The following is a 24,788-nucleotide window of genomic DNA, read 5'->3' as shown; positions in this document are numbered from 1 at the left end:
CCATGGCTATCGCTCAGGCCATCGGCGACACGATCGAAGACGAACGCCAGAAGCCTCCGCCACCGAACAAACGCGGCAAGTTAGCTCCGTACCTGCTCATGCTCCCGGGCATGCTGTGGCTCGGGATCTTCTTCGTGATCCCCCTGGTGTCGCTGTTCTTGACGAGCCTGCAGACACCGGTTCCTGGGGGTGAGGTGGGCCAGTTCGAGCAGACTTTCTCGTTCAGCAACTACGCCGAAACCCTGACCGACGACACCTACTACGTCCCGCTCATCCGATCGTTCTTCTACTCAGCCATCGCGACCATCCTTGCTCTTCTGATCGGATATCCGCTCGCGTACGCCATCGCGTTCCGAGCGGGCAAATACCGCAACCTTCTGCTGGTCATGGTGATCGCACCGTTCTTCGTGTCGTTCATCCTCCGAACGATCGCCTGGCGCCAGATCCTGGCCGACGAGGGTCCCGTCGTGGCGGTTCTGAGGACCATCGGGCTCGTGGGAGACACGGGTGGCATCTACCCCTCGGCACTCGCCGTCATCACCGGCCTGACCTACAACTTCCTGCCGTTCATGACCCTGCCCATCTACGCCAGCCTCGAACGAGTCGATCGCCGACTGATCGAGGCATCCGGGGACCTCTACGCCAAGCCGGCCACCGGATTCTTCAAAGTGACCTTCCCGCTGTCACTACCCGGGGTCATCGCCGGAACCCTGCTGACGTTCATCCCCGCAGCCGGTGACTACGTCAACGCTGCGCTGCTCGGCAGACCGAGCAACACGATGATCGGCAACCGCATCGAATACACGTTCCTCAGCGTGAACGACTATCCGACGGCTGCCGTGTTGTCGTTCATCCTCATGGTCTCGATCCTGATTCTCGTGCTGATCTATGTCCGCAAGGTCGGAACGGAGGACCTGGTATGAGCGCCGCCACGTCAACCGCACCGGTCGAGGGCAAACCTCTGTCAGCCGGGCAGAAGTTCCGGGGGTGGCTGGGGCGCAACGCGATCAAGGTGTACGCGGTCATCGCATTCATCTACCTGCTGCTTCCCGTGGCCTACACATTCGCGTTCTCGTTCAACGCCGCCGGTCGCACCAACCTGGTGTGGCAGGGATTCACACTCGAGAACTGGCTCAATCCCTGTGGCGCCCCCGAGGTGTGCGGTTCCGTGGTCAACTCCATCATGGTGGCGGCCGTCGTCACGGCGGTAGCGACCATCCTGGGGACCCTCATCGCCTTCGCTCTGGTGCGCCACCGGTTCCGCGGCCGCTCGACGACGAACCTGCTGATCTTCCTGCCCATGGCGACTCCTGAGGTTGTCCTCGGTTCATCGCTGTTGGCCCTGTTCCTCAACATGTTCGTACCGCTGGGATTCACGACTGTCGTCATCGCCCACATCATGTTCTGCATCAGTTTCGTCGTGGTCACGGTCAAGGCGCGATTGGCGAGCCTCGATCCACGGTTGGAGCAAGCGGCCATGGATCTTTATGCGAGCGAATGGGGAGCCTTCCGCCGCATCACGCTGCCCCTCGTCGCCCCTGGCATCGCGGCAGCCGCGCTGCTCGCGTTCTCGCTGAGTTTCGACGACTTCATCATCACCAACTTCAACTCGGGTCAGTTCACGACGTTCCCCAAATTCGTGTACGTCTCGGCCACCCGCGGCATCCCGCCCCAGGCCAACGTCATCGCCACCGCGATGTTCATGATCGCGCTGGCGATCGTCGTCATCGGTCAGCTGGCCAGCAGGAAGAAGAAGGAAGGCTGACATGCCGTTCGCCCCAGCACCGGGCGAGCGCGCACACGCGGCACTGCGCGATGTCCGGCACGAGCCCTTCTGGCTGTCCCAGTCCGACCGCCCGGCCGCTCGCGACCCATTGGAGGGGCGCACCAGTTGCGACCTGGTGGTGGTCGGTGGCGGTCTGACCGGCCTCTGGACGGCCCTGCGCGCCAAGGAACGCCACCCTGAGCACGACGTCGTGCTCATCGAAGGCGGCCGCATCGCCAACGCCGCCAGTGGTCGCAACGGTGGATTCGTCGCAGCGTCCATCACGCATGGCCACGCCAACGGCATCGCACGCTGGCCGGACGAATTCGCGGAACTGCACCGCCTGGGGATACAGAACCTCGCCGAGATCCAGGACACGATCACGAAGTACGGCATCGAATGCGGCTACGAGCACACCGGTGACCTCTGGGTGGCCACCGAGGACTACCAGTTGGCGCACCTCGCCGACGGCATGGCCGAAGCCGAGGACTACGGTGTCGACCTCGAGTTGCTGGACCGCGACCACACCCGAGCCCTGGTGGACTCGCCCACCTACGTAGGGGCGATCCGGGACCCCGACGTCGGGCTGGTCGATCCCGCCCGGCTGAGTTGGGGCCTGGCCCGCGCGGCGGAGTCCCTGGGTGTGCGCAGTAGTCGAGCACTCCCCTGTGACCGGCGTGCGGGCTTCCGGATCCGGAGTCGAGGTGCGCACTCACTCCGGCGCCGTGGTCGCACACCGGGTGGCGCTGGCAACAGCCGCGCACACACCCCTACTCAAGCGGATCTCCCACTACGTCATCCCGGTGTTCGACCACGTCGTGGTCACGGCCCCGTTGCCACCCGAGATCCGGCGTCAGATCGGCTGGAACGGCCGTGAGGGGATCAGCGACTCCGGCAACCAGTTCCACTACTACCGACTGACGCAGGACGACCGGATCCTATGGGGCGGTTATGACGCGGTGTACCAGCGAGGGGAGCGTCCGGGGTCGACATTGGAGCGGGACGACTTCCTCACCGCCCGCCTTGTCCAACACCTTCACGACACCTTCCCGGCCGTCGGGGATGTCCCCGTCGAGTTCGCGTGGGCGGGAGCGATCGACACCTGCTCGCGGTTCAGCGCGTTCTGGGGTTCGGCGTTCGGCGGACGCCTGGTCTACTGCGTGGGCTTCACCGGGCTGGGTGTGGGAGCGTCGCGGTTCGGCGCCGACACCATGCTGGATCTGCTGCGATCCGAGGACACGCCCCGCACCCGCCTGAAGATGGTGCGCTCCAAGCCGCTGCCGTTCCCACCCGAGCCGATCCGGCAGATCGGCGTGGACATCACGCGTCGGTCCCTTCAGGCTGCGGACGCGGACCTGGGGCGACGCAATCTCTGGCTGCGCACCCTCGACCGCATGGGGCTGGGTTTCGACAGCTGACTGATGTGGAAAGACACGACAACCGGGTGATCACCCGACAACCAAGGAGAGATAGTCATGCAGACGACCGATCGCATCACGCATTGGATCGCCGGTCGTCCCTGGACGGGCACCGCTGATCGCCACGGCGATGTCTACGACCCGGCCACCGGACAGGTGACCAAGACCGTGGATTTCGCGACCGCCGCAGACGTCGACAGCGCCGTTGCCGCTGCCCGCGCGGCCTTCGAGGACGGGTGGGGGCGCGCGACACTGACCAAGCGCATGCAGATCCTGTTCCGATTCCGGGAACTGATGAACGCGCACAAGGAAGAGATCGCCGAGCTCATCACCGCCGAACACGGCAAGGTCCTTTCCGATGCACTCGGTGAAGTGACCCGCGGCCTCGAAGTGGTCGAGTTCGCCTGCGGCAACGCCCATCTCCTCAAGGGCGGCTACTCCGAGGGGGTGTCAACGGGCGTCGACGTCTACTCCATGCGCCAGCCCTTGGGGGTGGTCGGCATCATCTCCCCGTTCAACTTCCCGGCCATGGTGCCCATGTGGTTCTTCCCCATCGCGATAGCCGCCGGGAACACTGTCGTCGTCAAGCCATCGGAGAAGGACCCCAGCGCGATCATGATGATCGCGGACCTCTGGCAGCAGGCGGGGCTTCCCGACGGTGTCTTCAATGTGGTCCACGGCGACAAGGTGGCAGTCGACGCCCTGCTGACGCACCCAGATGTCGCGTCGATCAGCTTCGTGGGTTCCACGCCGATCGCCAAGTACGTCTACGAGACCGGCACTGCGCACGGCAAAAGGGTCCAGGCTCTGGGCGGCGCGAAGAACCACATGCTGGTACTGCCGGATGCCGACCTCGAACTCACCGCCGACTCGGCAGTGAATGCGGGATTCGGATCCGCGGGAGAACGCTGCATGGCCATCTCCGTCGTCGTGGCCGTCGAACCCATCGCTGACGACCTGATCGCTGCCATCTCGACACGTATGGCTTCCCTGCGCACCGGTGACGGCCGCAAGGGTTGCGACATGGGCCCCCTGGTCACCGCCGTCCACCGGGACAAGGTCGCCGGGTACGTGGCCGCGGGTGTGGCCGAAGGCGCTGAACTCGTGGTCGACGGCCGCCTGGTGGAGCCCGATGGGGACCCCAACGGATTCTGGCTCGGGCCGACACTGCTCGACCGGGTCACACCCGAGATGACGGTCTACACCGACGAGATCTTCGGCCCCGTGCTGTCCGTAGTCCGGGTGGCGTCCTTCGAGGAGGGTCTGGCGCTCATCAACTCGCATGCATACGGGAACGGCACGGCGATCTTCACCTGCGATGGCGGCGCTGCCCGGAAGTTCCAGAACGAAGTGACCGTCGGAATGATCGGGGTCAACGTCCCGATCCCGGTGCCGATGGCCTACTACTCCTTCGGGGGTTGGAAGTCATCGTTGTTCGGGGACACCCATGCCCACGGAGCGGAAGGATTCCACTTCTTCACGCGGGGCAAGGTCGTCACGAGTCGTTGGCCCGATCCAGCCCATGGGGGCATCAACCTGGGTTTCCCGACCCACGGCTGATTCGCCTCACCAGGAATCGCGGCACTACCCCCTCGAGTCGGTCACACTCGAGTCGGTCACCGTGACTCCAGTGCGCGCTTGAGTCAGATCACCCTCGCGTCAGTCGTACGCACCGGCGGAGTCGACCACCCGGCCTCTGGTGCGCACCCGACACGTCCCTGGCACCACGAAATCGAGACCGTCCGGACCGTGGACCACTAGCCCGGATACCAGCGCAAGGTCCACCTGATCGGTGTCGCTGATGCCCTGCAGCATGCGCCACAAGTCGGCGACCATCAGATCTCTCACGGTGGTGGTGACGGTTCGCAGGTCGCAGCGCGCCAGGTCGGGGATCTCGGCCAGCAACCGGGCACGAACCAGAGACTGTTCGGGGTCATCGGGATCCATGGCGCCGATGGGATCCGTCTGCGACTGCTCGATCGCGGCGACCAGCGATCCGCAGGCGGTGGTGGGATCGACTCGGCCGCGTCGCATCGCCTGTCCGACGGCGCCGTCGGCCAACACGCCGATGTGGGGCAGCGCGAAGACGACCATCTCGACGCGGTCCCCCGTCTGAGGAGCGTGTCCGAGAGCCGCGCGGGCACCGGTCAGACCTGCCAAAGGGAGCCCGGACAGGCTGCTGAAGTCGAACGCTCGATGCCAGTGGGTCCGGACTTGGGCGCGAAGCGGAGCCAGGATCTCGTCGCGACATGTGGCCGAGATTGCGAGAGCATCCTCCGGGTCGAACCCCTGGGCTCGCAGCCACGCGGACTGTCGCGTCAGGAACTGGCTCATGGGGGCAGCCCCGGGAAACTCGCGCGTGATCATGGCGGCCGGCGCGATGCCGGAAGTAGCAGTCACCCGAACACGCTACGCGGACCGGGGGGGACTGCGGTGCCGCGGTGCCGACCGTCGCGACGCCACGCCAGTGCACCGTTACCGGATGTCACCGGGGATATGCAATGGTGGAGCGAACATCGGTGACGAGCACCGGGTGCGCCGTATCCGGTTTCCGGATCATTGTTTCCCCGCCGCTCGAAACCGTTGTTGTGTTTCGGGGACGCGGCGGACGCTGTTGGACGCGGCGGACGCTGGGGACACGGCGAACACTGAGGAAGGATCACATGCAGCGGCGAAGAACTGGCGTGATAGCGCTGGCTACCTCGATCATCGTGATCTCGGTGGGCACCGGGGCCACCAGCTCCGCGGCCACCTCTGCGACTCCCGAATCCGTGACCTCACCCGCCACGCAGCTGCTGCCCTCACCGAAGAAGGACAAACGACCTGACAAGGGCAAGGGGAAAGAGCCTGCCAAGGGAAAGGGGAAAGAGCCTGACAAGGGCAAGGGGAAAGAGAAGGAGAAACCCCCGCCGACCGGAAAACTCCGCGTCAAGGTGAAGAAGTCGGCAGCGGCCACAGCCCGGGTAGCGATCACCGGATCTGATGGCTTCAGCACATTGACCGGCACCTCGACCACGTTGACGAAACTGACCGTCGGCACCTACCGGATTCGAGCCGAGAAGACCACCGCCCCCGGCGGCAAGGTGACCGTAAAGGTGTCGAAGAAGAAGGTCCGGATCCGTCCGGACAAGAAGTCCAAGGTCCGTGTCACCTACAAGTTCACACCCGACCCGCCGGCACCTGCGCCACTGGATTCGACTCCTCCAGCTCCCGTCGCCAACTTGCTCATCGGCCAGGCGACCGAGTCCACGGTCGCCATGTCGTGGAGCAACCCGACCGATGCCGACTTCACTGAGGTCCTGGTGCGTCGGACCCAAGGCGACGCGCCACCGATGTCGCCGAGCGACGGGGTTGCAGTACCCCTGCGGGCAGCTCTCGCGAACTCCACCGTCGACCGCGGATTGTCCCGCGACACCAAGTACTCCTATTCCGTGTTCACCCGTGATGCCACGGGCAACATCAATCCGATTCCTGCCAGCGCCAGCACAAGAACGGCGTCCGAACCAGCGCCTGACACCATCATCTACACCGCAGGGGACATCGCGCAGTGCGAACTCGGCGCAGTGGCGGACACGGCGGCGCTGCTTGCCTCGGTGTCCACGACCGAACCCTTCGTCGCTCCCGGCGATCTGGTCTATCCGGACGGGACTCCCGAGGACTTCCTCAACTGCTACTACCCCCATTTCGGGCAGTTCCGCGACCGCACCTGGGCAGTCCCGGGCAACCACGAGTACAACTCCGGCGCTGTGGGGTACTTCGACTACTTCGGCCCGAGGGTCGGCACCCAGACCGACCCCTGGTACTCGGTCGATTTCGGGGAATGGCACTTCGTCATGCTCAACTCCAACTGCTGGGCAGTGGGCGGTTGCAAACCGGACTCCCGCCAATACCAGTGGCTCGCGCAGGACCTGGCGGCCAACCCCCGTAGGTGTATCGCCGCTGTCTGGCACCATCCGCTGTACTCCAGCGGTGCCGAAGGAGACGGCGGCCGGGCCGCTGTGGGCGACATGTGGCGCCTCCTCATGGATCACGGTGCCGACCTCTTGCTCACTGGACACCAGCATTCGTACGAGCGGTTCCCGCGACTGGACAATGCGGGCACACGCACCCCCGATGGCCTGCGCCAGGTCATCGTCGGCACTGGGGGGGCTCCGTTGCGGCAGTTCAAGTCGGAGAACCCGATGTCGGAATACCGCCAGAACGACACTCACGGCATGCTGCGTCTGACGCTCGGAGCGGGGCAGTACTCCTGGAACTTCCTGCCGACCGTCATCGGCGCCCAACAGGACACTGGCTCGGATTCCTGCTGACCTGCTCGGGCGTGATTCCCCCGTTCGGGTAAGGGGGGCTCATCATTCGCTGAGCATCGTCCGATGATGTGGGCATCTCCGATCGGACCAATGATGCGCACCTTTGTTGTCCCGGTGGCCCTGCTGCTGGCTGTCGCATCACCTGTGCACGCCGAAGCAACTGCCGACCATGGCGCGACCGCGACGATCACACCGGCGACGAAGAAGCAGACCGGCAGCCTCCGAGTCGGAATCTCGAGGGACCCGGGCCACCGCGCCAAAGTCGTGGTGCGGGGAAGACATCACTTCCGAGTGAGGGTCAGGACCACCACAACGCTGCGGGGACTCACACCCGGGCGATATCGGGTGCGGGCGTCGGCGGTGGGACCCAACGCCGGGTCCAGTGTCGTGGAGCAGTCCCGGCGCCGGGTACGTGTGGTGGCAGACCACCGCGCGAAGATCCGCGTGTCCGTGCGGGAAGAGCCCCCCTCGAGTCCGACACCTGCACCTACTCCTTCGCCTTCGCCCAGTCCCACTCCTTCGCCCACGTCCCACTCCTTCGGCCACGCCGACTCCTGCGCCACCGGACCCCCCCGCACCCGGGTCCATCACCGGACTCGCGGTGACGCAGCGCACGATCGACACCATCGCGCTCTCCTGGACGAACCCGAGTGACCCGGATCTGGCATCAGTGATCGTGCGCCGAGCTTCGGGCTCGACACCCCCCACGGAGCCGAACGCCGGCACGGGCGTTCCATGGTCGGCAGCCTCCCCCACGACTGCAACCGACTCGGGGCTCACGCAGAACTCGACTTACTCCTACGCGCTGTTCACGCGAGATACCGACGGCATCACCTCGACCACGCCGGTGACCGTGACCACGACGACCGCCCGTCAAGATCAAATCACGGTCGTCGGCGACATCGGGTGGTGCGGGTCCGCGGGAGTCGGCCCAGACGGCTGGACTCATCGCTGACACCACAGGGCCGATGTTCGCACCCGGAGATATCGCCTACCCCAACGGGACGAGCACGGACTTCGCCAACTGCTACGACCCGCATTTCGGGCCGTTCAAAGACCGGACCTGGCCGGTCCCGGGCAATCACGAGTACCACACGGATGCGGTCGGGTACTTCGGATACTTTGGCAGCCGCGTGGGAACTGCCGGCGACCCGTGGTACTCCACCGACATCGGCGGTTGGCACTTCGTGATGCTGAACTCGAACTGCTCCAAGGTCGGCGGATGTGATGCCACCTCTCGTCAGTACCAGTGGCTCGTACAGGATCTCGCAGCTCACCCGACCCAATGCCTGGTGGCCGTCACCCATCACCCTCGCTACTCCAGTGGGCCGCACGGCAACAACGATGAGACGGCACCCTTGTGGGCGCTTCTGACGGGCGGCGGGGGCCGACATGATGCTCAGCGGCCACGATCACGACTACGAACGATTCGCGCGGATGGATTCCTCCGGCGCTCAGACACCCTCCGGAATCCGCCAGTTCGTCGTAGGCACCGGAGGGGCGCCGCTCTACAGCTTCGGGACGATCCAGCCCAACTCCGAGTTCCGAAGTAACGACGCTTTCGGTGTCCTCGCTCTGACATTGGATGAGGACGCCTATTCGTGGCGGTTCATCACGGGAGCGGGCGCGACCACGGACTCCGGCTCCGACCAGTGCTAGTGGAAAAGGCTGTCGGTCAAGCCTCAAGAGCGAGGTCGAGTCCTGCCCGCACGTGAACGGCGGTGGAGGGAATGACGTCGACTGGGATGTCGTCACCGGTGACCAGGAGTTCCAGTTCGGTGCAGCCGAGCACGATGCAATCGGCGCCTTGCTCGGCGAGGTCCGCCGCGACACTGCACACGTATTGACGCGACTCTTCGGTGAAGCGACCGAGAACCAACTCGTCGAAGATGATCGCGTCGACAAGGTCACGCTGCCCTGCTTCCGGGACCAGCGTGGCGACACCATGCCGCGCCAATCGCTCGGCGTAGAACGGCTGAGTCATCGTGAAGTGGGTACCCAACAACCCGGCCGTATGCCGCCCGGATTCCGCCGCCGTGCGACCGACGGCGTCGGCGATGTGGACCAGGGGAATCCCGAGGTCACGTTCAATCTGGTCGGCCACCCGATGGACGGTGTTGGTGGCGATGAGGAGGAGTTCCGCACCCTGGTCCTGCAGGGCGAGCGCTTCAGCTGCGAGAGTGGCCCCGAGTCCGTCCCAGTCGTCGGCGTCGAAATGCCCCTCGACATCCGCGAAGTCCAGCGACCGCAGGATCAGGTCGGCGGAATGCAGACCGCCCAGGCGATCGCGCACTCCTTCGTTCAGGAGGCGGTAGTACAACGCGGTGCTCTCCCAACTCATCCCCCCGAGGATCCCGATACGCCGCATCCGAACACGGTACCCGCGCCACTTCCTCTCTGGAGCCGCTGCGCCGGCGGACCCCTCTCAGGCTTGTTCTCGGCCGCACAGAAATGCGCTGAGGGCACAGTTCCGAACGACATGGCACCCTGTATCCAGACGACACGCCAGACGGTAGAGACCACCCCCACCAGGCACATTCCCGGTCGACAAGTCACCCCCGACCGACTCCGGGATCCTGACCGAAAGGACTGCTCATGCGCATCCGAACCGCCGCCGCGACTGCCACTGCCACACTCGTTCTGGCTGGTATCGCCACGCCGGCGTGGGCCGCTCGCACCATCGAGGTCACGAGCCCGGCGTCTGACCCGATGTCCTTCGTCGGAATGCCCACGAAGCTGAAACCAGGGACCTACACGTTCCGGTACACGAACAAGTCGGGAATGACCCACGACCTCAAGGTGGGGTCCGTCGAGACGCCCGACTTCGACAAGGGGACGCGGTCGATCACGGTGAAGCTGAAGAAGGGAACCGTGAAGTACTTGTGCACCCTGCCGGGTCACGCAGCAGCGGGGATGAAGGGCCGAATCCGGGTCGGCTGATCACCTCCGCGCGCGGAACTTCCGCGTCACCACCGGCCCGGCAACGTCTTGGGTGCGGGCTCGGACCTGGACCTTGTAGAGCCGGCCGGGTTTGACCTTGTGCAGAGCCTGGGTCTTGGTGACCGACTTCCACTTGGTGTAGCGCCCCTTGTTCCACCAGCGCACCTGATAGGCAGTGGCCATCGACACCGCCCGCCACTTGGCGCGAGCCTTGTGTCCGAAGTGAATGACCGCCACCTTCAACCCGGTGACCTTGGACGGCGGATCCGGTCGATCGGGGGTGTTCGACGTGCAGTCGGAGGGACTCTGATCGGGACGCACGATGATTCGTAGCGTGCCCCCAGCGGGCAATCCCAGCAATGGGTTCCGGCCGGGCGCATCGTTGAAGGTGTCACTGAACGGGAACCCGTACGCCTGGGTGTAGCCGAACAGTGCTGCCGCCCAGACGTTGTAGTACGGATGACTCGGCTGCGCCCCCTCGAAGGGGCCCGGTGACCGGCTGACGTCGAAGGAGGCCGTGTCGTTGCCCAGTCCTGGGCTGCCCCAGAAACCCCAGGCGAATCCAGCGACGACGTCACGGTAGACCGCCGCGTAGACATCGTTCTCGCCGACGAAGTGGTCAGCGGGAGAATTGCCCAACTGGTAGGGGCCGTTGTTGGAGTAGATGGCGTTGTCGGGTGGGGTGTTCCCGGGCAGGGTGTCCCCGTCGATCACGACATCCTGCAGCCCGTCGCCCAGTTGTGACTGCAGGCGCAGGGTCCCCAGCCCGGGCCCCGAGAATGATCCCCGGAAGTCGTACGGCTGAGCGGACGATCCGGTGAACGTCCCCCTCACCGTGAGTTGCTGTCCCTTGAGTGAGGTGACATAGTCCGTCAGATCCGGGTAGCCGGTCGGGTTCTGTCCACTGCTGATGTTCGGGGAGACCAGCCGCAGGAAGTCCCCGGAGCCAGTACGCCGTTCCGCCCGCGAGTAGGTGCCGCCCGCAGCGGTCATCCGTTGCTGAAGCTGGCTCCGGATGACGTCGGTGTAGCAGATCCAGCGGCGTGCACCCGCGAGATTGCCGGCGCTGTCGTACACCTCCAGGTCCAACGGAATCCCGAACATGTCGACTGCAGTCAGGTTCGCCACCCCCGGGTACGTCAACTCCACGACGTCGAAACGAATCGCGGACGTGTCGGGGCTGGGCGCGGCCGCCGGGGGCCCGGGGACCGGTTGATCGAAGGAGATGCTCACCCTGCCACTGTTCACAGACGCCGCCGTGAACGCGGATCGTCGCGACAACGATTCGGGGGCTGCCAGCACCGACGGCGACTGCCCGGCGAGGGTCTGTTCCGCTGTGACCCATACCTGCGAGTCGGGAACAGCCGTGTTCTGGTTGACCACTTCGATCGTCAGACCCGAATCAGCCCGCACCTGGGGCACAGGCGGTGTCACTGTCAGCGCGGTGGCCAGTGCAGCGCATGCAGCGACGAACGAGATCCGACGAACGGCTCGCGGATGGCTGGGCACGCCTTGATCGTACGGTTCGCACGTCGGTCCGGCGAGTGCTATCCGGGTGCACAACCCCAGCGGTCGCTCCTCACTGCGATTGAGACGGGAGTCCTTCTGAGGTCGCCCACGAGGCAGCGGCAGCGAGATCTGTCGCCGCCTGTCGCAGCCGCAGGGCTTGCATGACGACCGCGAGATCCTCCGGAGTGCGAGGGACCGTCCCCGCTGCCTCAGGAGCCGGCTGATCCACAGACACAGATTCTCCATCGCCCAGGCATCTCGCAGCGGCGCCGAACGAGTCCTGGATGCCGCGCGCGGTGACTCCGACATCCAGGCCTGGCCGGCCCCCTTCATGGAGCAAGCGAGCGTAGAAGCTCAAGGCCAGCAGACACAGATGGGCACGATCAGCCGCCTCGACGGCTACGGACAGTACCCGCGGATCGGCGTTTGGGCGGGGTTCGAGCAGCGCCGCCTCCACCGCCGGCCGCATGTGGATCAGGTTGTTGCGTTCTTGTTCACCGGCCACCCTGCTGGCGCCGGGGTCGAAATCGCTCGGATCGATGATGCCCCGACACACGGACTGGGACCATGCGCTCAGCCCCGACACCACCCGCGCCAGCAGCCGACCCCCCTCATGGCCCCGGTAGGCCGGAATCACCGCTGACACGGCCAGACCGATGAGTGCACCGACGACAGTGGCGACGATCCGCCACTCGTAGAGGAACGGGTCGGTCCCGAGCGTCTGGTCGAGGACCAGGATGGTTCCGGCGACGCCGAACGAAGCCGCCACGTAGTTGCCCGAGAAGTTACGGAATCCCACACCCGCGATAAGCGCCACGAGCAGCAGAGTCGCCAGATCCCAGCCACCTGCCACAGCCAGTGCCACCGGTATCAGCACCACCGCGAGCAGGTTGCCCAGGACCCTGGCCGCCGATCGGATCACTGTCGTGTACCACTCGGGACGCACCACGAAGACGACGGTCAAGGGGATCCAGAATGAGTGGTTGATCGGAATCACGAGCGTCACAGCTTGAGCGATGGCGATGGCCAGCGCGAGTCGCAGCCCATGTCGCAGTTGCGACAAATCCGGACGCAGAAGAGAGCGGTGTGATCCAGGTGATGGTGCCTGCGAGGTCAGGGGGGCCCTGCCGGACTCTCCTGTTCGCAATGAATCGATTCGGTCCTGCATCGTGTCGATGGCCGCGGCCAACGCTTCCGCGGACGCCCACTGCTCCCCCGCCTCACGAGGTGACTGGCGATGATCGGCCCTGCCGACCGATTCATCCAGAACCCGAACGTCATCTCGCAATACCTCCCTGACGGACATCCGCTCCGCCAAGCCAGGTGCCTTCAGCACACGCCAGGCGATGACACCGCGTCTGACGTCGTCGATCGCGTCGACGAGCGACAACGCTGCCTGCCGATCAGCAACACCGGATGCGGCGATCGTTGCGCGCAGATCGTCCACGGCAGCCGACGCATTGTTGCTGTCCCGCCCGGACAGGCGCTGATACCCCACGATCCGAACGATGTCGCGGATCCGGTTGGCCAGCGCTCGCCGGATCGTAAGTACCCGTTCCCACGGCCACACCAGCAACCACACCAGCCCCTGGCACGCTGCCCCGAGGCCCAGCCATACCGCGGCTGAGCCGGGAGCGGTGACCGGTAGGCCGGCGAAGATCACACCGATCGCCAACGTCCCCACACCCACCGCCCGCGGAACCTGTCCGGCCGTGAAAGTGACGCCGTGCGCATAGGCGATGGCAGCGAGCAGAGGGACCGTCCACCACGTACCACTCGTCCACGCCGCCACGAATCCGACGGCTGTGAGGGCCGCGACTTCGATCACGACGAGACCGAACAGCCTGCGCCAGGGAAGCACCGCCTCACCCAGGCCCAGCTGCAATGCCCCGAACGCGCCGAAGACGGCCGTGTCGAGTTGACCGGTGAACAAGCCGTAGGCGACGAAGCCGACCACGACGGCAGTCCGCCGTACGACCGACGCCCAAGGGGCAGCGGACCACGGTGCATCCAGAGTTCCGCGACGGATCTGGGTCAGGCCCATCCGCCATCGGGAAGGCAGATCGAGCGGTGTCACCCGCCCATGCAATCAGACCCGGCGTCGGCAACCGTGCTTGTCGGACCAACCGGTCAACTCAATGCGCAAGTTCTCGCTGCGCCGATAGCCTGCGCCGATAGCGTGAACCTGTGGCCGAAGCAGCGGGTGATCCGGGGCAACTCGAGGCGATCATGCAGACTGCCTTGGAGGTCGGTGTCCGGGTCCAGATGTCAGGTGGCTACACCGCCCGGGTACGCGAGACCGTGCGGCACGTCGCCTTGGCCTTGGGGGCCGAACGGGCCGAGTGCTGGCTGTCCTCGGGCAGCCTCGGGCTGACGGTGCACCGCGCGGGTACGAGTCACACGGCGATCCGCACTGTCCCGGCGATCGGGGTCAACTTCACCGAACTGAGTTATCTGAGCTACCTCGCCAAGCGCAGCGGCGACATGACGATCGCAGAAGTACGCGCCGAACTCGCCGACATCGCTGCTCGGGAGCGGCGCTACCCCGTCCCGATGGTTCTCATACTCCTGGGGATCAGTTGTGGTTCCTTCGCAGGGCTCTTCGGCGCCGACCTGCTGGGAGTGGCGCTGGCAGGACTCGGGGGGCTCGCGGGGGCACTCGTGCGTCACATCATGGTCAAGCAGAGATTCAAACCCTTCGTGTACTGCCTGATCGCCGCATTCGTCAGTGTTTCGGTCGTCCTGCTGTTGGCGCTGGCCCTGGGAGCCGACCAAGACCCCGGCGTGAACACTGCCGTGACCGCCAGCATCTTGTTCTTGGTGCCGGGGGTACCGCTGTTGAACGGGACCGCCGACCTGTTGACCTCGAACTACCTGAACGGCATCACCCGGCTGACCCGCGCCAGTGTCATCATGCTCGGCACGACCTTCGGGCTGTCGATCGCGGTGTTCCTCTGGGGGCACGCATGATCTCGCTGTGGGCGGTGCTCTGGGCAGCACCTGCGGCAACGGGCTTCGCGATGATGTTCAACGTCCGCAAGCGCGCGCTGCCGATCGTCGCCGCGATCGCGGTCCTGGCCCGGTTCATCACCGAGTTCGCGCAGGCGCAAGGTGTGACGATTGTCGTTGCGGACTACTTCGCAGCAGTCGTGGTCGGTGCCCTGGCCTACACGCTGGGTCCGCGCACCCATGAGGCCTCGCCGGTCTACGCCTTCGCGCCCGTGATCCCCCTCATCCCAGGAGCCATCCTCGCCCGCGCCCTGCAGTCGCTGTTGAAGTGGATCAACTCCGGAGGGGCCAACGACCCACAGGCCGGACAGGACTTCCTGGAGTTCGCGAGTTCCGGCTTCACCGCGGCGGCGATCGTCCTCGTGCTGTGCCTGGGTGCGCTGACTCCCATGCTGTTGCTACCGAGATCGCGAACGGCCGAGGACTGAGTCGGGGCCGGTGCGAGATCCCGGCTGCAGTCTCTCTTCGACCAGGCTCAGCACCTGCTCGCCGTATCGCTCCAACTTCGTCGGGCCGACACCGTGGACTGCGGCGAGTTCGGCGAGGGTGCCAGGGCGGTCGCGGGCAATGAGGCCGAGGGTCGAGTCGGGAAAAACCACATAGGCGGGTACCCCGTCGGTACGCGCCACCTCGAGTCGCCACGCCTTGAGTCGGGTGTAGAGGTCGGTCTCCACGGCGGGATCGACGGGGTCGGCCGGTTGGCTGCCCGTACGTCGTGACCGCTTGGATGCGGTACTGCGGTGCACCGAGGGGACTGGTGGCAGCAGTTCACGGAGAAACTGGCTGGGCGGACGAGACACCGGTTTGCCTTGCGAGCCGGGTCGGCGCGAGGCTCGAGTCAGGAGCAGGTGCCGGCGAGCTCGGGTGATCCCGACATAGAGCAGGCGCCGTTCCTCCGCCACGCGGTCAGCTGACTTCTGCGCCTGTTTGACCGGCAGTTTGCCCTGTTCCAGGCCTGGCAGGACAACGGCATCCCACTCCAGGCCTTTGGCACCATGCAGCGTGGCCAACGTGACCCCGGCACCGCTATGGGTACGTTCCGCGGCCGCTCGTTGCTCGAGATCTGCGATCACGGCCGGCAGACCCTGGTCGGCGCTCGCCACGACGAGCGCGCGCAGAGTGCCCAGTGCGGCGTGCCGGTCTCGCGCCGCGGGGGTGTCGGGGTCGTCGTCGGGGTCGTAGCCGAACTGATCGGCCAGAAGTGTCATCCACACTCTCGATGGGATCCGCGTCTTGGGGCACGCCCGCCAGTGAGCGGACCGCAGCCCTGATTTCGCGCCGCTGGAAGAACGCCGTCCCCCGCACGACGAACGGGACCCCCGCGCGGGTGAGTTCCGACTCGATGGGCGGTATGTCTTCGTTGAGTCGGACCAACACCGCCATCTCCTGAAAAGCAACGCCCTCGTCGTGCCATGACCGCAGCGCCTGCCTGATGGCCACCAACTCGGCGTCGCCATCGGGGAACTCCTCGATGCGGGGGCTCGGGCCGGCGGGGCCGACCGCCGTCAGCACGGATTCCGCGGGGATGAGTCGATTGGCCAGCGCCAGGATCTGAGGGCTCGATCGATAGTTGCTGGTGAGATCGACGGTGCGCGCTGACTCGTACCAGCCGGAGAACCGGGTCAGGAACCGATCCGTCGCGCCCGTGAACGAGTAGATCGTCTGTTGCGGATCACCGACGACGCAGATGTCCTGCCGATCACCGAGCCACAGCCGCAGCAGTTCGAACTGGGCGGGATTGGTGTCCTGGAACTCATCCACACTGAACCACCGATATCTGGCCCGGACCTGTTCCAGGATGTCGGGATGCGCGCGGAGCAGATCGGTGGTGCGCAAGATCATGTCGTCGAAATCGACGACGTTCTGCTTCGACTTGCTGCGCGTGTAGTGGTCGAAGACGCGCTGCATCAGATCGGCCGGCAGCGGCAGGACCCGGTCTGCATCTTGCGCTGCCTGTGACAGGTCCATGCTCTCGGGGCGCGATTCGTTGAGTCGGGATTCGTTGCGTTGAGTCGGGATTCGTTGAGTCGGGAGTTGGTGATCCAGGAAATGGTGTCCAGGACATCCTTGGTGGCCGTGAAGCGGTAGTGACCGGGCAGTTGCCGGATCGCCGGAGCAACGATGCGCCACGGCTGATCGACGACCCCCAACTGCTCGCCGTGGATCTGCGGCCAGAAGTGGCGCAGTTGACGCCAGGCCGCCTTGTGGAAGGTCATGGCGGCGACGCCGGGGAAGCCCAGCCCGGCGAGGCGCTGGGACATCTCGGTCGCCGCCTTGTCGGTGAAGGTGAGGAGCAGAGCCGTCTGTGGCTGCATGGCAGCGACGCCTGCGGCGTAGGCAGTCCGGTGGGTGATGACCCGTGTCTTACCGGTGCCGGCCCCGGCGTGGATGGCAACCGGTCCACTCACGAGTTGCGCCGCGGCGCGCTGTTGGTCGTTCAGCCCGGCAAGGAACTGTTCAACATCCATGAAGGAACGCTAGCGACCAGGTCCGCCAAGTCCTGATCCGCACCGGTTGGCGGGCTCGGTCAGGATCCGCCCCCGACCGTCCCGGGGGGATTCGTGACGGGCAGCCAGACGTAGTCGGTCAGATTCAGGCCCCACTCGTCGGGGTACGTCGCCACGACCAAACGGTTATCGGGCTTGCGCGCCGCGACAACGAATGTGCGCGACACGATCCGACGCCCCGCGGGCAACGTGAGATGGCCCCGCGACAGCGTGCCGCTGTGCTCATACCCGGACAAGTGGTAATCGATCCTGGTCGCGTGCGGCGCCGACCGCGCGCTGGTCAGGCGCAGAGTGACACGGTATCCGTCCCCCAACCACTTGGCCTCGCCACCAGCGAGGACGGTGGCTGCCGTCCCGGCTCGGGGCGTGGACGGCGCGGCGTGTCGCGCCCACGCGTCGAGCACCCAGACACGCCCCGATCCCGAACGCGGCGCCAACCCGATCCAGCGCACCTCGCGCAGATCGAGCTTGGGCTGTTGCGCGGTGAATGACCGCAGCGGTATTGACACCGACTGCCCCCACAGATGCATAGGGATCTTGGGCGAGAACCGCGTCAGTTGGCGGTGTGGGACCGGCACCCGGGCTGTCACTCCGGCCGAGTCGCGCAGCGCCAGACTGACCCTGCCAGAGCGCCACGCCAGGCTGTCGGCAGCGACTCTCGCCTGGAGCCGGTCGTAGCCGCGCAGGTCGGTGACCCGGCTCAGTCGGTGCAGCGCGGTCCCGCGGCGTTGCCAACTGACCTCGAACGCGCGCTGCCGGGTGGATCGCTGCGGGAACCGCAACGCCGGCAGCCAATGCGGAGTCTGGACGTCGTTCCAGCCGACCTTCTCGGCCGATTTCAGGCCCAGTCCGGTGCTGGCGCGCACTCCGGAGGCCTGCACTCGGCCGTTCCAGCGCCGTTCCAACAGCAGCGCCGAACCACCTGTGGCACTGCTCCTGGTGGCGACTCTCCCGACGTCTCCTGGCCGAATCGCGGATCCGTCGAGGAACTGCAGCATCTGCTGATCCCCGGCAAGGTACAGGCGCGCGGTCGCCGCGACATACGATTGCGCGATCCGCCTTTCCTGGGCACTGTTGATCCGGTGGTTCTGGTGACAGGGTCCGGGCTCGTCGTTCAGCTTGGCAGCGTCGTTCCAGGCGAACGCAACTGATCGTCCGGGGGTCCACTGCGTGTTCAGGAAGTTGTGGTTCCCCCCCGGGACCCAGATGGCGCTGCGCAACGCATTGTCACCGGGGATTCGGGCGCCGACATCGACGAACAACTGCCCCTCGAGGTCGATGACATCGCCATCACATTGTGGGAGCACGGCAACGATCGGCAAACCCGGGACCGCCTGCTTGACCTGCGTTGTCCCGGCCAAGGAGACAGCCGCCCGGATGCGGTAACTGCGCTGTTCCTGGGCCGCCTGCGCACCGGCTTGGGCGACTCCCGCGGCACCCCGGGAGTGGCCGATCACCATTACCTGCGACAGATCGACCGACTGCGCGAACCGCCGGGGATACCTGTCCGACTCGCCTTTCGCAGAACGTCTGATCGCCCGCAGATGCAGATCCACCAATTGCGCTCGGGCCGTGGTGCCGCCGTCGGAAAACGAATCCTCTTGACCATTGACTCCATTGGCGGAGATGCTCACCGAGGCGAAACCCTGCGACGCCATTCGATCAGCGAGGTAGCGGTATCCCCAGTAGCTGGGTATCGGCTCGTACCCCGGAGCACACGGCCAGATCGTGTCGTTGTCTGTGGCGCTGTAACACGTGGGGTGGGCGCCGTGCAGGAACACGAGCAGTGGTCGCCTTCCCGTCTGTGTCTTGCCCGAGTTCGTCTTGCCCGAATTCCCGCGCGTGCTGGTCGGAAGCGTGGCCTCGCTCGTGAACTCCGCCCGGTGGGGTGCTCCGATGTCGACGATGTTCCCGCGATCGATGGCGAATCGGCGATGCCCCCACGGACCCTTGGCGGCAGGTTCGACCGACGACCTCGCCAAGGCTCCGGACTCGGCGTCGGCGTGGGCCCCCGTGGTTGGCAGCAACGAGCCGAGAAGCATTCCGGCGACGAGTGAGGACACGACGGTCCGGCGCGCATGGGTCATACCGTCAGCGTAGAACCCGGGCCCACCGTCGCCCGCACCCGTGTGAATCGGCGCTCGCCTTGGAGACGCTGCGCAAGGAGTGACTCGCCTCGGAAGGACTGCCCGAGGATGATGGGTGCCATGACCGACTCCACCCGCAGGCGCGGACCGGCGCTGTTGGCGGTGGCAACTCTGCTGGCCTTGACCGCCTGCACAAGCCCCGACTCGTCGCCGACGCCGACGCCCGACAGCGGATTCGACATTCAGACCAATAGCTTCAGTTTCCCCAACTACGGCAACGAGGAAGGCTACGAGAACCTCGATGCGCAGGCAATGCGCGAACTCTTCGGCGATCAGGTCTGCGCCCGGATCGATGAGGGTGGGCGTTGCGTGCTGAGCGCCACCGCCGGCACCTACATGGAGGGCATCAACGATGCCATGGATGACGGACACTGCTTCGGCATGGCGGGACTCAGCTGGGCACTGTTCGATCAAGAGGAAGATCCCCAGCAGTTCGGCGGACCGGATGCTGCCGACCTGACGATCGACGACAACCCGGACTTGCAGCGGGAACTCGCCAAGATCTGGGCGACCCAGGCAACTCCGCCGACGAAGACCGCAGCGACCACCCTGACCGGTCAGGCGCTGCTCGATCAACTGGAGCGGGCCTGGGGCCAGGGTCAGGGCTTCATCTTCGGCATCTTCCGCATGAAGGGGGGAGAACAGACCGGAGGTCACGCCGTAACCCCCTACGCCATCCGCGACCAGGACGACGGAACCAAAGCCATCGCCATCTACGACAACAACTACCCGCAACAGGAGAACCTGATTCTGGTCGACCCGGTCACCGGCGAATGGTCCTACCGGGCCCAGACGAAACCCGGTGAGCGGGCCGAACTGTACGAGGGCGGTCCGAACAACCCCATCGAACTCACGCCGGTTGATCTGACTCTGCGACAACAGCAGTGCCCGTTCTGCCCAGGCGCCTCCGACGCTGACGACGACAGCGAATCGGACGACCCGACGTTCGGCAGCGCACCCGCCGTCAGCATGGTCTCCGTCAATCAACGCGCCCATCACCGCGGGGTTGCGTTGAGTGTGACCGACAAGAAGGGTCGGCCGATCCCGGGCCAGGAGACATTCCGGCCGACCAACTTCATCAACGCGACTGTTCCGGCCGTCGAGATCGTGCCGGCCGACGAACCGTTCCTTGTCGTCATCGACGGAAGTGACCTGCGGCGGCCGGCGAACACCGACGTCACGATCGTGCGTCCGGGCTACAGTTTCTCGGCCGGGAACATCGACATGCAGCCCGGGTCCGTCGACGACATCTGGTTCGATCCTGTGGGCAACGAAGTCTCATACGGCACGGACCTCGGCGCGTCCCCTGATCTGTTCCTCACCTTCGAGGATCCCGACGCCTCATATGAGTTCCGGTTCGGTGGACTTCGGTTGCCACGACGCGGCGGCGACGTCGACGTGGCTCTCGACCAGGAAGCGGAGACCGTCAGATTCGCGTCGCCATCGTCTCGTCGCGCGACGCTCGACTTCCGTGTCAAGCGCATCGGACGAACACAAACGGACGTCGCCACCAGCGATCCCATCCCGGTGCGGCCCAACGAAGCCATCGTCATCCCCTACGGCCGGTGGCGCGACTCCGGCAAGCCCTTGCGCGTCGGAATCGACGTCGACGGTGACGGCACGATCGACGAGCCACTGATTCGCCGGGACTCCCGGTAACGGGTGGGATGGGCCCCACCCCCGCGACATCTCAGAAGAGGATGCGGGTGTCCAGCAAAGGACTGGCGGGCACGGTGGAGTCGGGCCGGCGACCGGCGACCACCCGACAGAAGTCGATGGCATCGACGTCCAGGATCGGTCCGCCCGATCCCCACTGGTAACTCCCGCCTGCGGGTCCGGACAACTCCAGACGCACCGGCTGTTTGTGCTGTCCCTGCCATTCCGCCGCGACGTCGGCGACGACTCTCGTGTCTGTGTCATCGATCGGCGGCGTCATGTCCAATGCTCGGGCGATGTCGAACTTGTGCATCCAGACATCGCGGGTCAGCACGACAGCGCACAGGTGGCCCATGCTGACCTTGGCGGGGAACCCCGCTGTCGAGCCGGTGGGGTCGATGGGGATCGGGACGAAGCCCATCCATGTCGCGCGCCGGTGCCGACCCCTCACCGCAAGCGGCGCGAGGTCACGAATCCGGGCAGCCAACTGGGGGCCGCTCGAATCCTTCTGACTGCGGATCTGCAGCTCGTTCATGGCGTCCAGGGAGTTGCCGTCGAACTCGTTCTTGAGGCGCATACCCCCGACGGTCTGGCGCATCATCACGGGCAGCGACGCATGGCCTTCGGCAGCGCCGACCATATGGGCCACCATGTCCCGAACCGTCCACGGGCGACACTCGGTGACCACGTCCCAGTCCTGTCGGCGCAACTCCAACAGCAGCGTGGACAGTTGATCGTAGGCGGCCAACGCGAGAGCGTCGGCGTCGCTGCCGCGCACGATTGTCGGTGGTGTTGTCGTCGAGTCCACGATGTCTCCTCGCGATGCGGTCATGATCTCTCCTCCGGTAGTGCTGACAGGTGACTGAGGAACATGTCGACGGTGTGGCCGATGAGTCGCACCCAACGATCTCCGCCCGGATCGTTCGCAAGCTGTTGGGCAGCGATGCCTGATGTCACCGCGGTGAACAGATCCAACCGGACCCCGGGGGTGATCCCGTTTGCCTGCAGATGACGAGCCATCGTGGCGTAGGACGCCTGGGACACGGCGTAGGCGTCATCCGACGGGCGCCACCCGGGTATCGCCGATGTGAACATCAGTCGGTAACGCGCCGGGCTCTCTTGGCAGAAACCCAGCCATGCGGTCAGCATCGCCACGAGACGATCGCGCTGGGACAGGTCGGCCGGGAATTCGGTATCCGTGTCCTCGAGCAGTTGGTCCATGGCTCGGTATCCGTCCGCGAAGAGCGCGTCCAGGATTGCCGGCTTGCCGTCGAAGTGTCCGTACAAGGACGGTGCACGCACCCCGACGGCCTCAGCGAGTTCGCGCATGGTCCAGCTGTCCAGGCCACGTTCGTCCGCGAGAAGCCAGGCCTGTTCGATGATCGTCCGCCGCGCTACGACACGGCGCTGCTCGCGCCAGTCAGCGGCCTCATCGGCAGTTACTTTTCCTAACATCGTTCGGAAACCCTAACAGTGTTAGTTTTTTCTGGCAAGAGTTTCGCGGGGAGGTGGGTCGATGACAGCAACCAGAAACTTCTCGGTGAGAAGAACCAGTAACTTCCCGGTGAGAAGAACCAGAAACTTCCCGGTGAGAAGGAGGGGGCCGCGGGTCGCCGGGTCGGACGGAGGAAGGCCCCTCGAGCCTCCTCGAGCCCTCTCGAGCCCCCTCGAGCCCCCTCGAGACAGGAAGGGGAGGACCTTACTAAAACGAACGATGTGCCCAAAACGAACGATGTGCCTGAACGAACGAGGTGCCTAAACGAACGAGGTGGCCGACGTACGGTCAGGCCATCATGGAACGCCGACGCCGGGCCCGACGCATGCGCTTACGCTCCTGCGCCGTGGTGCCACCCCAGACGCCGTCCAGCGTCGACACCTGCATCGCGTACTCCAGGCACACATCCATGACCGGGCACATGGCGCATACCTGCTTGGCGCGGTTGGCGCGTTGGGAATCGGACTCACTGGGAAAGAAGATCTCGGGATCGGCGACCGAGAGACATGCCGACCGCTCGGCCCAGAAACCCAGGCTCGGAGGTACGGCCGCCGGGGTGACGGCGGGGACCGAAGTCGTGATGCTCATCTGCGGGACTCTCCATCGGATTGGTGGAAGCTCGGCCAGCTTCTCTGTTGTCGCTTTACCCGGCATACCAGCGGGGCAAACCGCAGCGCTGCGTCGCGGACTCCGGTGGTGGTGGATCCGAGCCGAGCTTGGTCCCAGTCGAATCATGGCGAGTCCGTGTCGCACTATGAGGTCAAGACGGTCGGCATACGTGACTGCCGCAGCAGCGAAAGGGACACCATGAGGGTCGCAGTACTGGGATCGGGCAACGGCGCCCACGCCATCGCATTTGAGTGGGCTCAGGCTGGACACGACGTCTCCATGTTCGACTTCGAACAGTTCGCGGACACGATCGCCGCGGTCGCCGATCGGGGTGGGATAACGGCCGACGGCGAACTTCACGGCTTCCAGCCGATCAGCTACGCCGGGCACGACATCGCCACCGTCGTCCAGGATGCCGACCTCGTTTTCGCGGTGGGCCCCGCCTACAGCACACGGCCGTTCGCAGAAGCCTGCAAGCCCCACCTTCGCCCTGGCCAGACATTCGTCGTGTGCCCGAGTTCTTGCGCCGGAGCGATTGTCTTCAAGCAGGCGCTAGGGCTACCCCTGGACGACGCCACCGTGCTGATTGCCGAAACCTCGACACTGCCCTACGCCGTCCGTCTCACGGCACCCGCGCACATCACGGTCTACAACCGGCTCAAGGGCGGCTACTACGTCGCCGGTCTGCCTGGTGCCATCACCGAGCAGGTCTACGAAATGCTCAAGCCCGTTCACGGCGAGATCGAGAAGGCAACCAATGTCCTGCAGACCACCTTGCAGAACGGAAACCCGGTTATCCACCCCGCCGTTTCCCTGTGCAATGTCGCACTCATCGAGCGGACCGGAGGAGACTTCCTGTTCTACGAAGAAGGCGTCACGGACGGCGTCGGCAGAGTCATCGAGGCGATCGACACCGAACGCCTCGCCATCGCCGCCGCTCTCGACGTCTCCATCCTGCGAGATCCCGCACTCGGCATCGCCCAGGGGTACCAGGCCGTGAACAACTACAGCACCGGCTACTCGGAGGCGCCCGGCTTCCGCGGGATCAAGGCCCAACCCCGCCTCGACTACCGCTACTTCAACGAAGATGCCGGCTACGGTCTGGTGTTCCTGACCGACCTCGCGCGCGCGATCGGAGTCGCGACTCCCAACATGGACGCGCTGCTGCGACTCAGCTCCGTGGTGACGGGTCGCGACTATGAAAGCGAACAAGCTCGCACCATGGCCGGGCTCGGACTCGACGGATACACCCTCGATGATCTGCGTGCGTTGTAGCCGACTCGGCCGGTCGTTGATCCAGCCGGAAGGTGCATCGGAAAAGCCATCGGCCGAGACGGAGTGTCAGGCCACGGCGTGGAACGCCGTTGGAGCCGAACAGCTCGGCGCAACCCCGGAGCAGGCAGCCGGCGAACCAGAAAAGGTT

At 65.5% G+C, this 24,788-nt stretch carries 24 protein-coding genes and 1 pseudogene; 13 read left to right on the top strand and 12 right to left on the bottom strand.

Features of this window, described 5'->3' with window-relative positions:
• Positions 1–2: 2 nt before the first annotated feature.
• The 5 genes and pseudogenes from V9E98_13290 (at position 3) to V9E98_13270 (ending at position 4,743) form a co-directional block, all read left to right on the top strand.
• Positions 3–923, top strand: a complete 921-nt coding sequence (locus V9E98_13290; GenBank protein MEI2717937.1) for an ABC transporter permease — start codon at positions 3–5, stop codon at positions 921–923.
• Positions 920–1,765, top strand: a complete 846-nt coding sequence (locus V9E98_13285; GenBank protein ID MEI2717936.1) for an ABC transporter permease — start codon at positions 920–922, stop codon at positions 1,763–1,765. Before V9E98_13290 ends, V9E98_13285 begins: the two co-directional genes overlap by 4 nt.
• 1 nt (position 1,766) lies before the next feature.
• A pseudogene (locus V9E98_13280) lies at positions 1,767–2,402 on the top strand (FAD-dependent oxidoreductase).
• 4 nt (positions 2,403–2,406) lie between these two features.
• The gene (locus tag V9E98_13275) at positions 2,407–3,183 is read left to right on the top strand and encodes an FAD-binding oxidoreductase (GenBank protein ID MEI2717935.1); all 777 of its coding nucleotides are present in this window, start codon (positions 2,407–2,409) and stop codon (positions 3,181–3,183) included.
• 57 nt (positions 3,184–3,240) lie between these two features.
• Entirely contained in the window at positions 3,241–4,743 is a 1,503-nt protein-coding gene (locus tag V9E98_13270; protein ID MEI2717934.1) for a CoA-acylating methylmalonate-semialdehyde dehydrogenase, read from the top strand.
• 99 nt (positions 4,744–4,842) lie between these two features.
• On the opposite strand, the gene V9E98_13265 is transcribed toward V9E98_13270, so the two are convergent.
• Positions 4,843–5,583 carry a hypothetical protein gene (locus V9E98_13265; GenBank protein ID MEI2717933.1) on the bottom strand — a complete coding sequence of 247 codons (741 nt, stop codon included), beginning with the start codon at positions 5,581–5,583 and terminating at the stop codon, positions 4,843–4,845.
• A gap of 263 nt (positions 5,584–5,846) precedes the next feature.
• Here V9E98_13265 and V9E98_13260 point away from each other — a divergent pair, with 263 nt between their 5' ends.
• Positions 5,847–7,493 (top strand): metallophosphoesterase, encoded by a 1,647-nt coding sequence (locus tag V9E98_13260; protein MEI2717932.1) that lies wholly within the window; start codon positions 5,847–5,849, stop codon positions 7,491–7,493.
• Between the two features lie 281 nt (positions 7,494–7,774).
• On the opposite strand, the gene V9E98_13255 is transcribed toward V9E98_13260, so the two are convergent.
• Positions 7,775–8,020, bottom strand: coding sequence for a hypothetical protein (locus V9E98_13255; protein ID MEI2717931.1), 246 nt, complete (start codon positions 8,018–8,020; stop codon positions 7,775–7,777).
• A 74-nt stretch (positions 8,021–8,094) separates the two neighbouring features.
• Between V9E98_13255 and V9E98_13250 the strand changes: the two genes are divergently transcribed.
• Positions 8,095–8,448 (top strand): hypothetical protein, encoded by a 354-nt coding sequence (locus V9E98_13250; GenBank protein ID MEI2717930.1) that lies wholly within the window; start codon positions 8,095–8,097, stop codon positions 8,446–8,448.
• Positions 8,449–8,885: 437 nt separating this feature from the next.
• A complete protein-coding gene (locus tag V9E98_13245; protein ID MEI2717929.1) occupies positions 8,886–9,152 on the top strand; it encodes a hypothetical protein in 267 nt (88 codons plus the stop codon).
• A 16-nt stretch (positions 9,153–9,168) separates the two neighbouring features.
• Here the strand turns inward: V9E98_13245 and V9E98_13240 are convergent, their stop codons facing one another.
• Complete coding sequence (locus V9E98_13240) at positions 9,169–9,861, bottom strand: aspartate/glutamate racemase family protein (protein MEI2717928.1); 693 nt, start codon at positions 9,859–9,861, stop codon at positions 9,169–9,171.
• 227 nt (positions 9,862–10,088) lie between these two features.
• On the opposite strand from V9E98_13240, the gene V9E98_13235 reads away from it, so the two are divergent.
• The gene (locus V9E98_13235) at positions 10,089–10,433 is read left to right on the top strand and encodes a plastocyanin/azurin family copper-binding protein (GenBank protein ID MEI2717927.1); all 345 of its coding nucleotides are present in this window, start codon (positions 10,089–10,091) and stop codon (positions 10,431–10,433) included.
• On the opposite strand, the gene V9E98_13230 is transcribed toward V9E98_13235, so the two are convergent.
• Together V9E98_13230 and V9E98_13225 are read right to left on the bottom strand one after the other, a co-directional pair.
• Complete coding sequence (locus V9E98_13230; GenBank protein ID MEI2717926.1) at positions 10,434–11,942, bottom strand: beta-1,3-glucanase family protein; 1,509 nt, start codon at positions 11,940–11,942, stop codon at positions 10,434–10,436. It abuts the gene before it with no gap.
• A 70-nt stretch (positions 11,943–12,012) separates the two neighbouring features.
• On the bottom strand, positions 12,013–14,019 hold the full coding sequence (locus tag V9E98_13225; protein ID MEI2717925.1) for an FUSC family protein: 2,007 nt from the start codon (positions 14,017–14,019) through the stop codon (positions 12,013–12,015).
• Between the two features lie 110 nt (positions 14,020–14,129).
• Between V9E98_13225 and V9E98_13220 the strand changes: the two genes are divergently transcribed.
• Together V9E98_13220 and V9E98_13215 are read left to right on the top strand one after the other, a co-directional pair.
• Positions 14,130–14,912, top strand: a complete 783-nt coding sequence (locus V9E98_13220; GenBank protein MEI2717924.1) for a threonine/serine exporter family protein — start codon at positions 14,130–14,132, stop codon at positions 14,910–14,912.
• Entirely contained in the window at positions 14,909–15,379 is a 471-nt protein-coding gene (locus V9E98_13215) for a threonine/serine exporter family protein (protein ID MEI2717923.1), read from the top strand. Before V9E98_13220 ends, V9E98_13215 begins: the two co-directional genes overlap by 4 nt.
• Here V9E98_13215 and V9E98_13210 read toward each other — a convergent pair.
• Genes V9E98_13210 through V9E98_13195 form a run of 4 tightly spaced genes read right to left on the bottom strand, consistent with a single transcriptional unit; the run spans position 15,350 to position 19,545 of the window.
• Positions 15,350–16,024, bottom strand: a complete 675-nt coding sequence (locus V9E98_13210) for a 3'-5' exonuclease (protein ID MEI2717922.1) — start codon at positions 16,022–16,024, stop codon at positions 15,350–15,352. The two genes, V9E98_13215 and V9E98_13210, sit on opposite strands and share 30 nt — an antisense overlap.
• Positions 15,978–16,919, bottom strand: a complete 942-nt coding sequence (locus V9E98_13205; GenBank protein ID MEI2717921.1) for an ATP-dependent helicase — start codon at positions 16,917–16,919, stop codon at positions 15,978–15,980. The genes V9E98_13210 and V9E98_13205 overlap by 47 nt, the downstream gene beginning before the upstream one ends.
• Positions 16,859–17,419, bottom strand: a complete 561-nt coding sequence (locus V9E98_13200; GenBank protein MEI2717920.1) for a UvrD-helicase domain-containing protein — start codon at positions 17,417–17,419, stop codon at positions 16,859–16,861. Before V9E98_13200 ends, V9E98_13205 begins: the two co-directional genes overlap by 61 nt.
• 59 nt (positions 17,420–17,478) lie before the next feature.
• Positions 17,479–19,545, bottom strand: coding sequence for a hypothetical protein (locus V9E98_13195; GenBank protein ID MEI2717919.1), 2,067 nt, complete (start codon positions 19,543–19,545; stop codon positions 17,479–17,481).
• 120 nt (positions 19,546–19,665) lie between these two features.
• Between V9E98_13195 and V9E98_13190 the strand changes: the two genes are divergently transcribed.
• Positions 19,666–21,264 carry a hypothetical protein gene (locus V9E98_13190; GenBank protein MEI2717918.1) on the top strand — a complete coding sequence of 533 codons (1,599 nt, stop codon included), beginning with the start codon at positions 19,666–19,668 and terminating at the stop codon, positions 21,262–21,264.
• A gap of 31 nt (positions 21,265–21,295) precedes the next feature.
• On the opposite strand, the gene V9E98_13185 is transcribed toward V9E98_13190, so the two are convergent.
• The 3 genes from V9E98_13185 to V9E98_13175 form a co-directional block, all read right to left on the bottom strand.
• A complete protein-coding gene (locus V9E98_13185; protein MEI2717917.1) occupies positions 21,296–22,093 on the bottom strand; it encodes a maleylpyruvate isomerase family mycothiol-dependent enzyme in 798 nt (265 codons plus the stop codon).
• Complete coding sequence (locus V9E98_13180) at positions 22,090–22,716, bottom strand: TetR/AcrR family transcriptional regulator (GenBank protein ID MEI2717916.1); 627 nt, start codon at positions 22,714–22,716, stop codon at positions 22,090–22,092. Before V9E98_13180 ends, V9E98_13185 begins: the two co-directional genes overlap by 4 nt.
• Before the next feature lie 328 nt (positions 22,717–23,044).
• Positions 23,045–23,344 carry a WhiB family transcriptional regulator gene (locus V9E98_13175; protein ID MEI2717915.1) on the bottom strand — a complete coding sequence of 100 codons (300 nt, stop codon included), beginning with the start codon at positions 23,342–23,344 and terminating at the stop codon, positions 23,045–23,047.
• A gap of 156 nt (positions 23,345–23,500) precedes the next feature.
• Between V9E98_13175 and V9E98_13170 the strand changes: the two genes are divergently transcribed.
• Positions 23,501–24,640: an NAD/NADP octopine/nopaline dehydrogenase family protein gene (locus V9E98_13170; protein ID MEI2717914.1), complete on the top strand. Its 1,140-nt coding sequence runs from the start codon at positions 23,501–23,503 to the stop codon at positions 24,638–24,640.
• Positions 24,641–24,788 lie beyond the last annotated feature (148 nt).

The organism is Candidatus Nanopelagicales bacterium, from assembly GCA_037045355.1.
Classification (GTDB): Bacteria; Actinomycetota; Actinomycetes; order S36-B12.
The sequence above is the reverse complement of the archived record's forward strand: the minus strand, read 5'-3'. Positions and strand labels throughout refer to the sequence as shown.

What these genes read in the sequence shown, in the direction of transcription:
- V9E98_13285 (MEI2717936.1), top strand. Translation starts at nt 920, where the DNA reads ATGAGCGCCGCCACGTCAACCGCACCGGTCGAGGGCAAACCTCTGTCA.
- V9E98_13235 (MEI2717927.1), top strand. Translation starts at nt 10,089, where the DNA reads ATGCGCATCCGAACCGCCGCCGCGACTGCCACTGCCACACTCGTTCTG.
- V9E98_13270 (MEI2717934.1), top strand. Translation starts at nt 3,241, where the DNA reads ATGCAGACGACCGATCGCATCACGCATTGGATCGCCGGTCGTCCCTGG.
- V9E98_13205 (MEI2717921.1), bottom strand. Translation starts at nt 16,919, where the DNA reads ATGGACCTGTCACAGGCAGCGCAAGATGCAGACCGGGTCCTGCCGCTG.
- V9E98_13290 (MEI2717937.1), top strand. Translation starts at nt 3, where the DNA reads ATGGCTATCGCTCAGGCCATCGGCGACACGATCGAAGACGAACGCCAG.
- V9E98_13240 (MEI2717928.1), bottom strand. Translation starts at nt 9,861, where the DNA reads ATGCGGCGTATCGGGATCCTCGGGGGGATGAGTTGGGAGAGCACCGCG.
- V9E98_13260 (MEI2717932.1), top strand. Translation starts at nt 5,847, where the DNA reads ATGCAGCGGCGAAGAACTGGCGTGATAGCGCTGGCTACCTCGATCATC.
- V9E98_13215 (MEI2717923.1), top strand. Translation starts at nt 14,909, where the DNA reads ATGATCTCGCTGTGGGCGGTGCTCTGGGCAGCACCTGCGGCAACGGGC.
- V9E98_13245 (MEI2717929.1), top strand. Translation starts at nt 8,886, where the DNA reads ATGATGCTCAGCGGCCACGATCACGACTACGAACGATTCGCGCGGATG.
- V9E98_13175 (MEI2717915.1), bottom strand. Translation starts at nt 23,344, where the DNA reads ATGAGCATCACGACTTCGGTCCCCGCCGTCACCCCGGCGGCCGTACCT.
- V9E98_13185 (MEI2717917.1), bottom strand. Translation starts at nt 22,093, where the DNA reads ATGACCGCATCGCGAGGAGACATCGTGGACTCGACGACAACACCACCG.
- V9E98_13190 (MEI2717918.1), top strand. Translation starts at nt 19,666, where the DNA reads ATGACCGACTCCACCCGCAGGCGCGGACCGGCGCTGTTGGCGGTGGCA.
- V9E98_13200 (MEI2717920.1), bottom strand. Translation starts at nt 17,419, where the DNA reads ATGGATGTTGAACAGTTCCTTGCCGGGCTGAACGACCAACAGCGCGCC.
- V9E98_13180 (MEI2717916.1), bottom strand. Translation starts at nt 22,716, where the DNA reads ATGTTAGGAAAAGTAACTGCCGATGAGGCCGCTGACTGGCGCGAGCAG.
- V9E98_13195 (MEI2717919.1), bottom strand. Translation starts at nt 19,545, where the DNA reads ATGACCCATGCGCGCCGGACCGTCGTGTCCTCACTCGTCGCCGGAATG.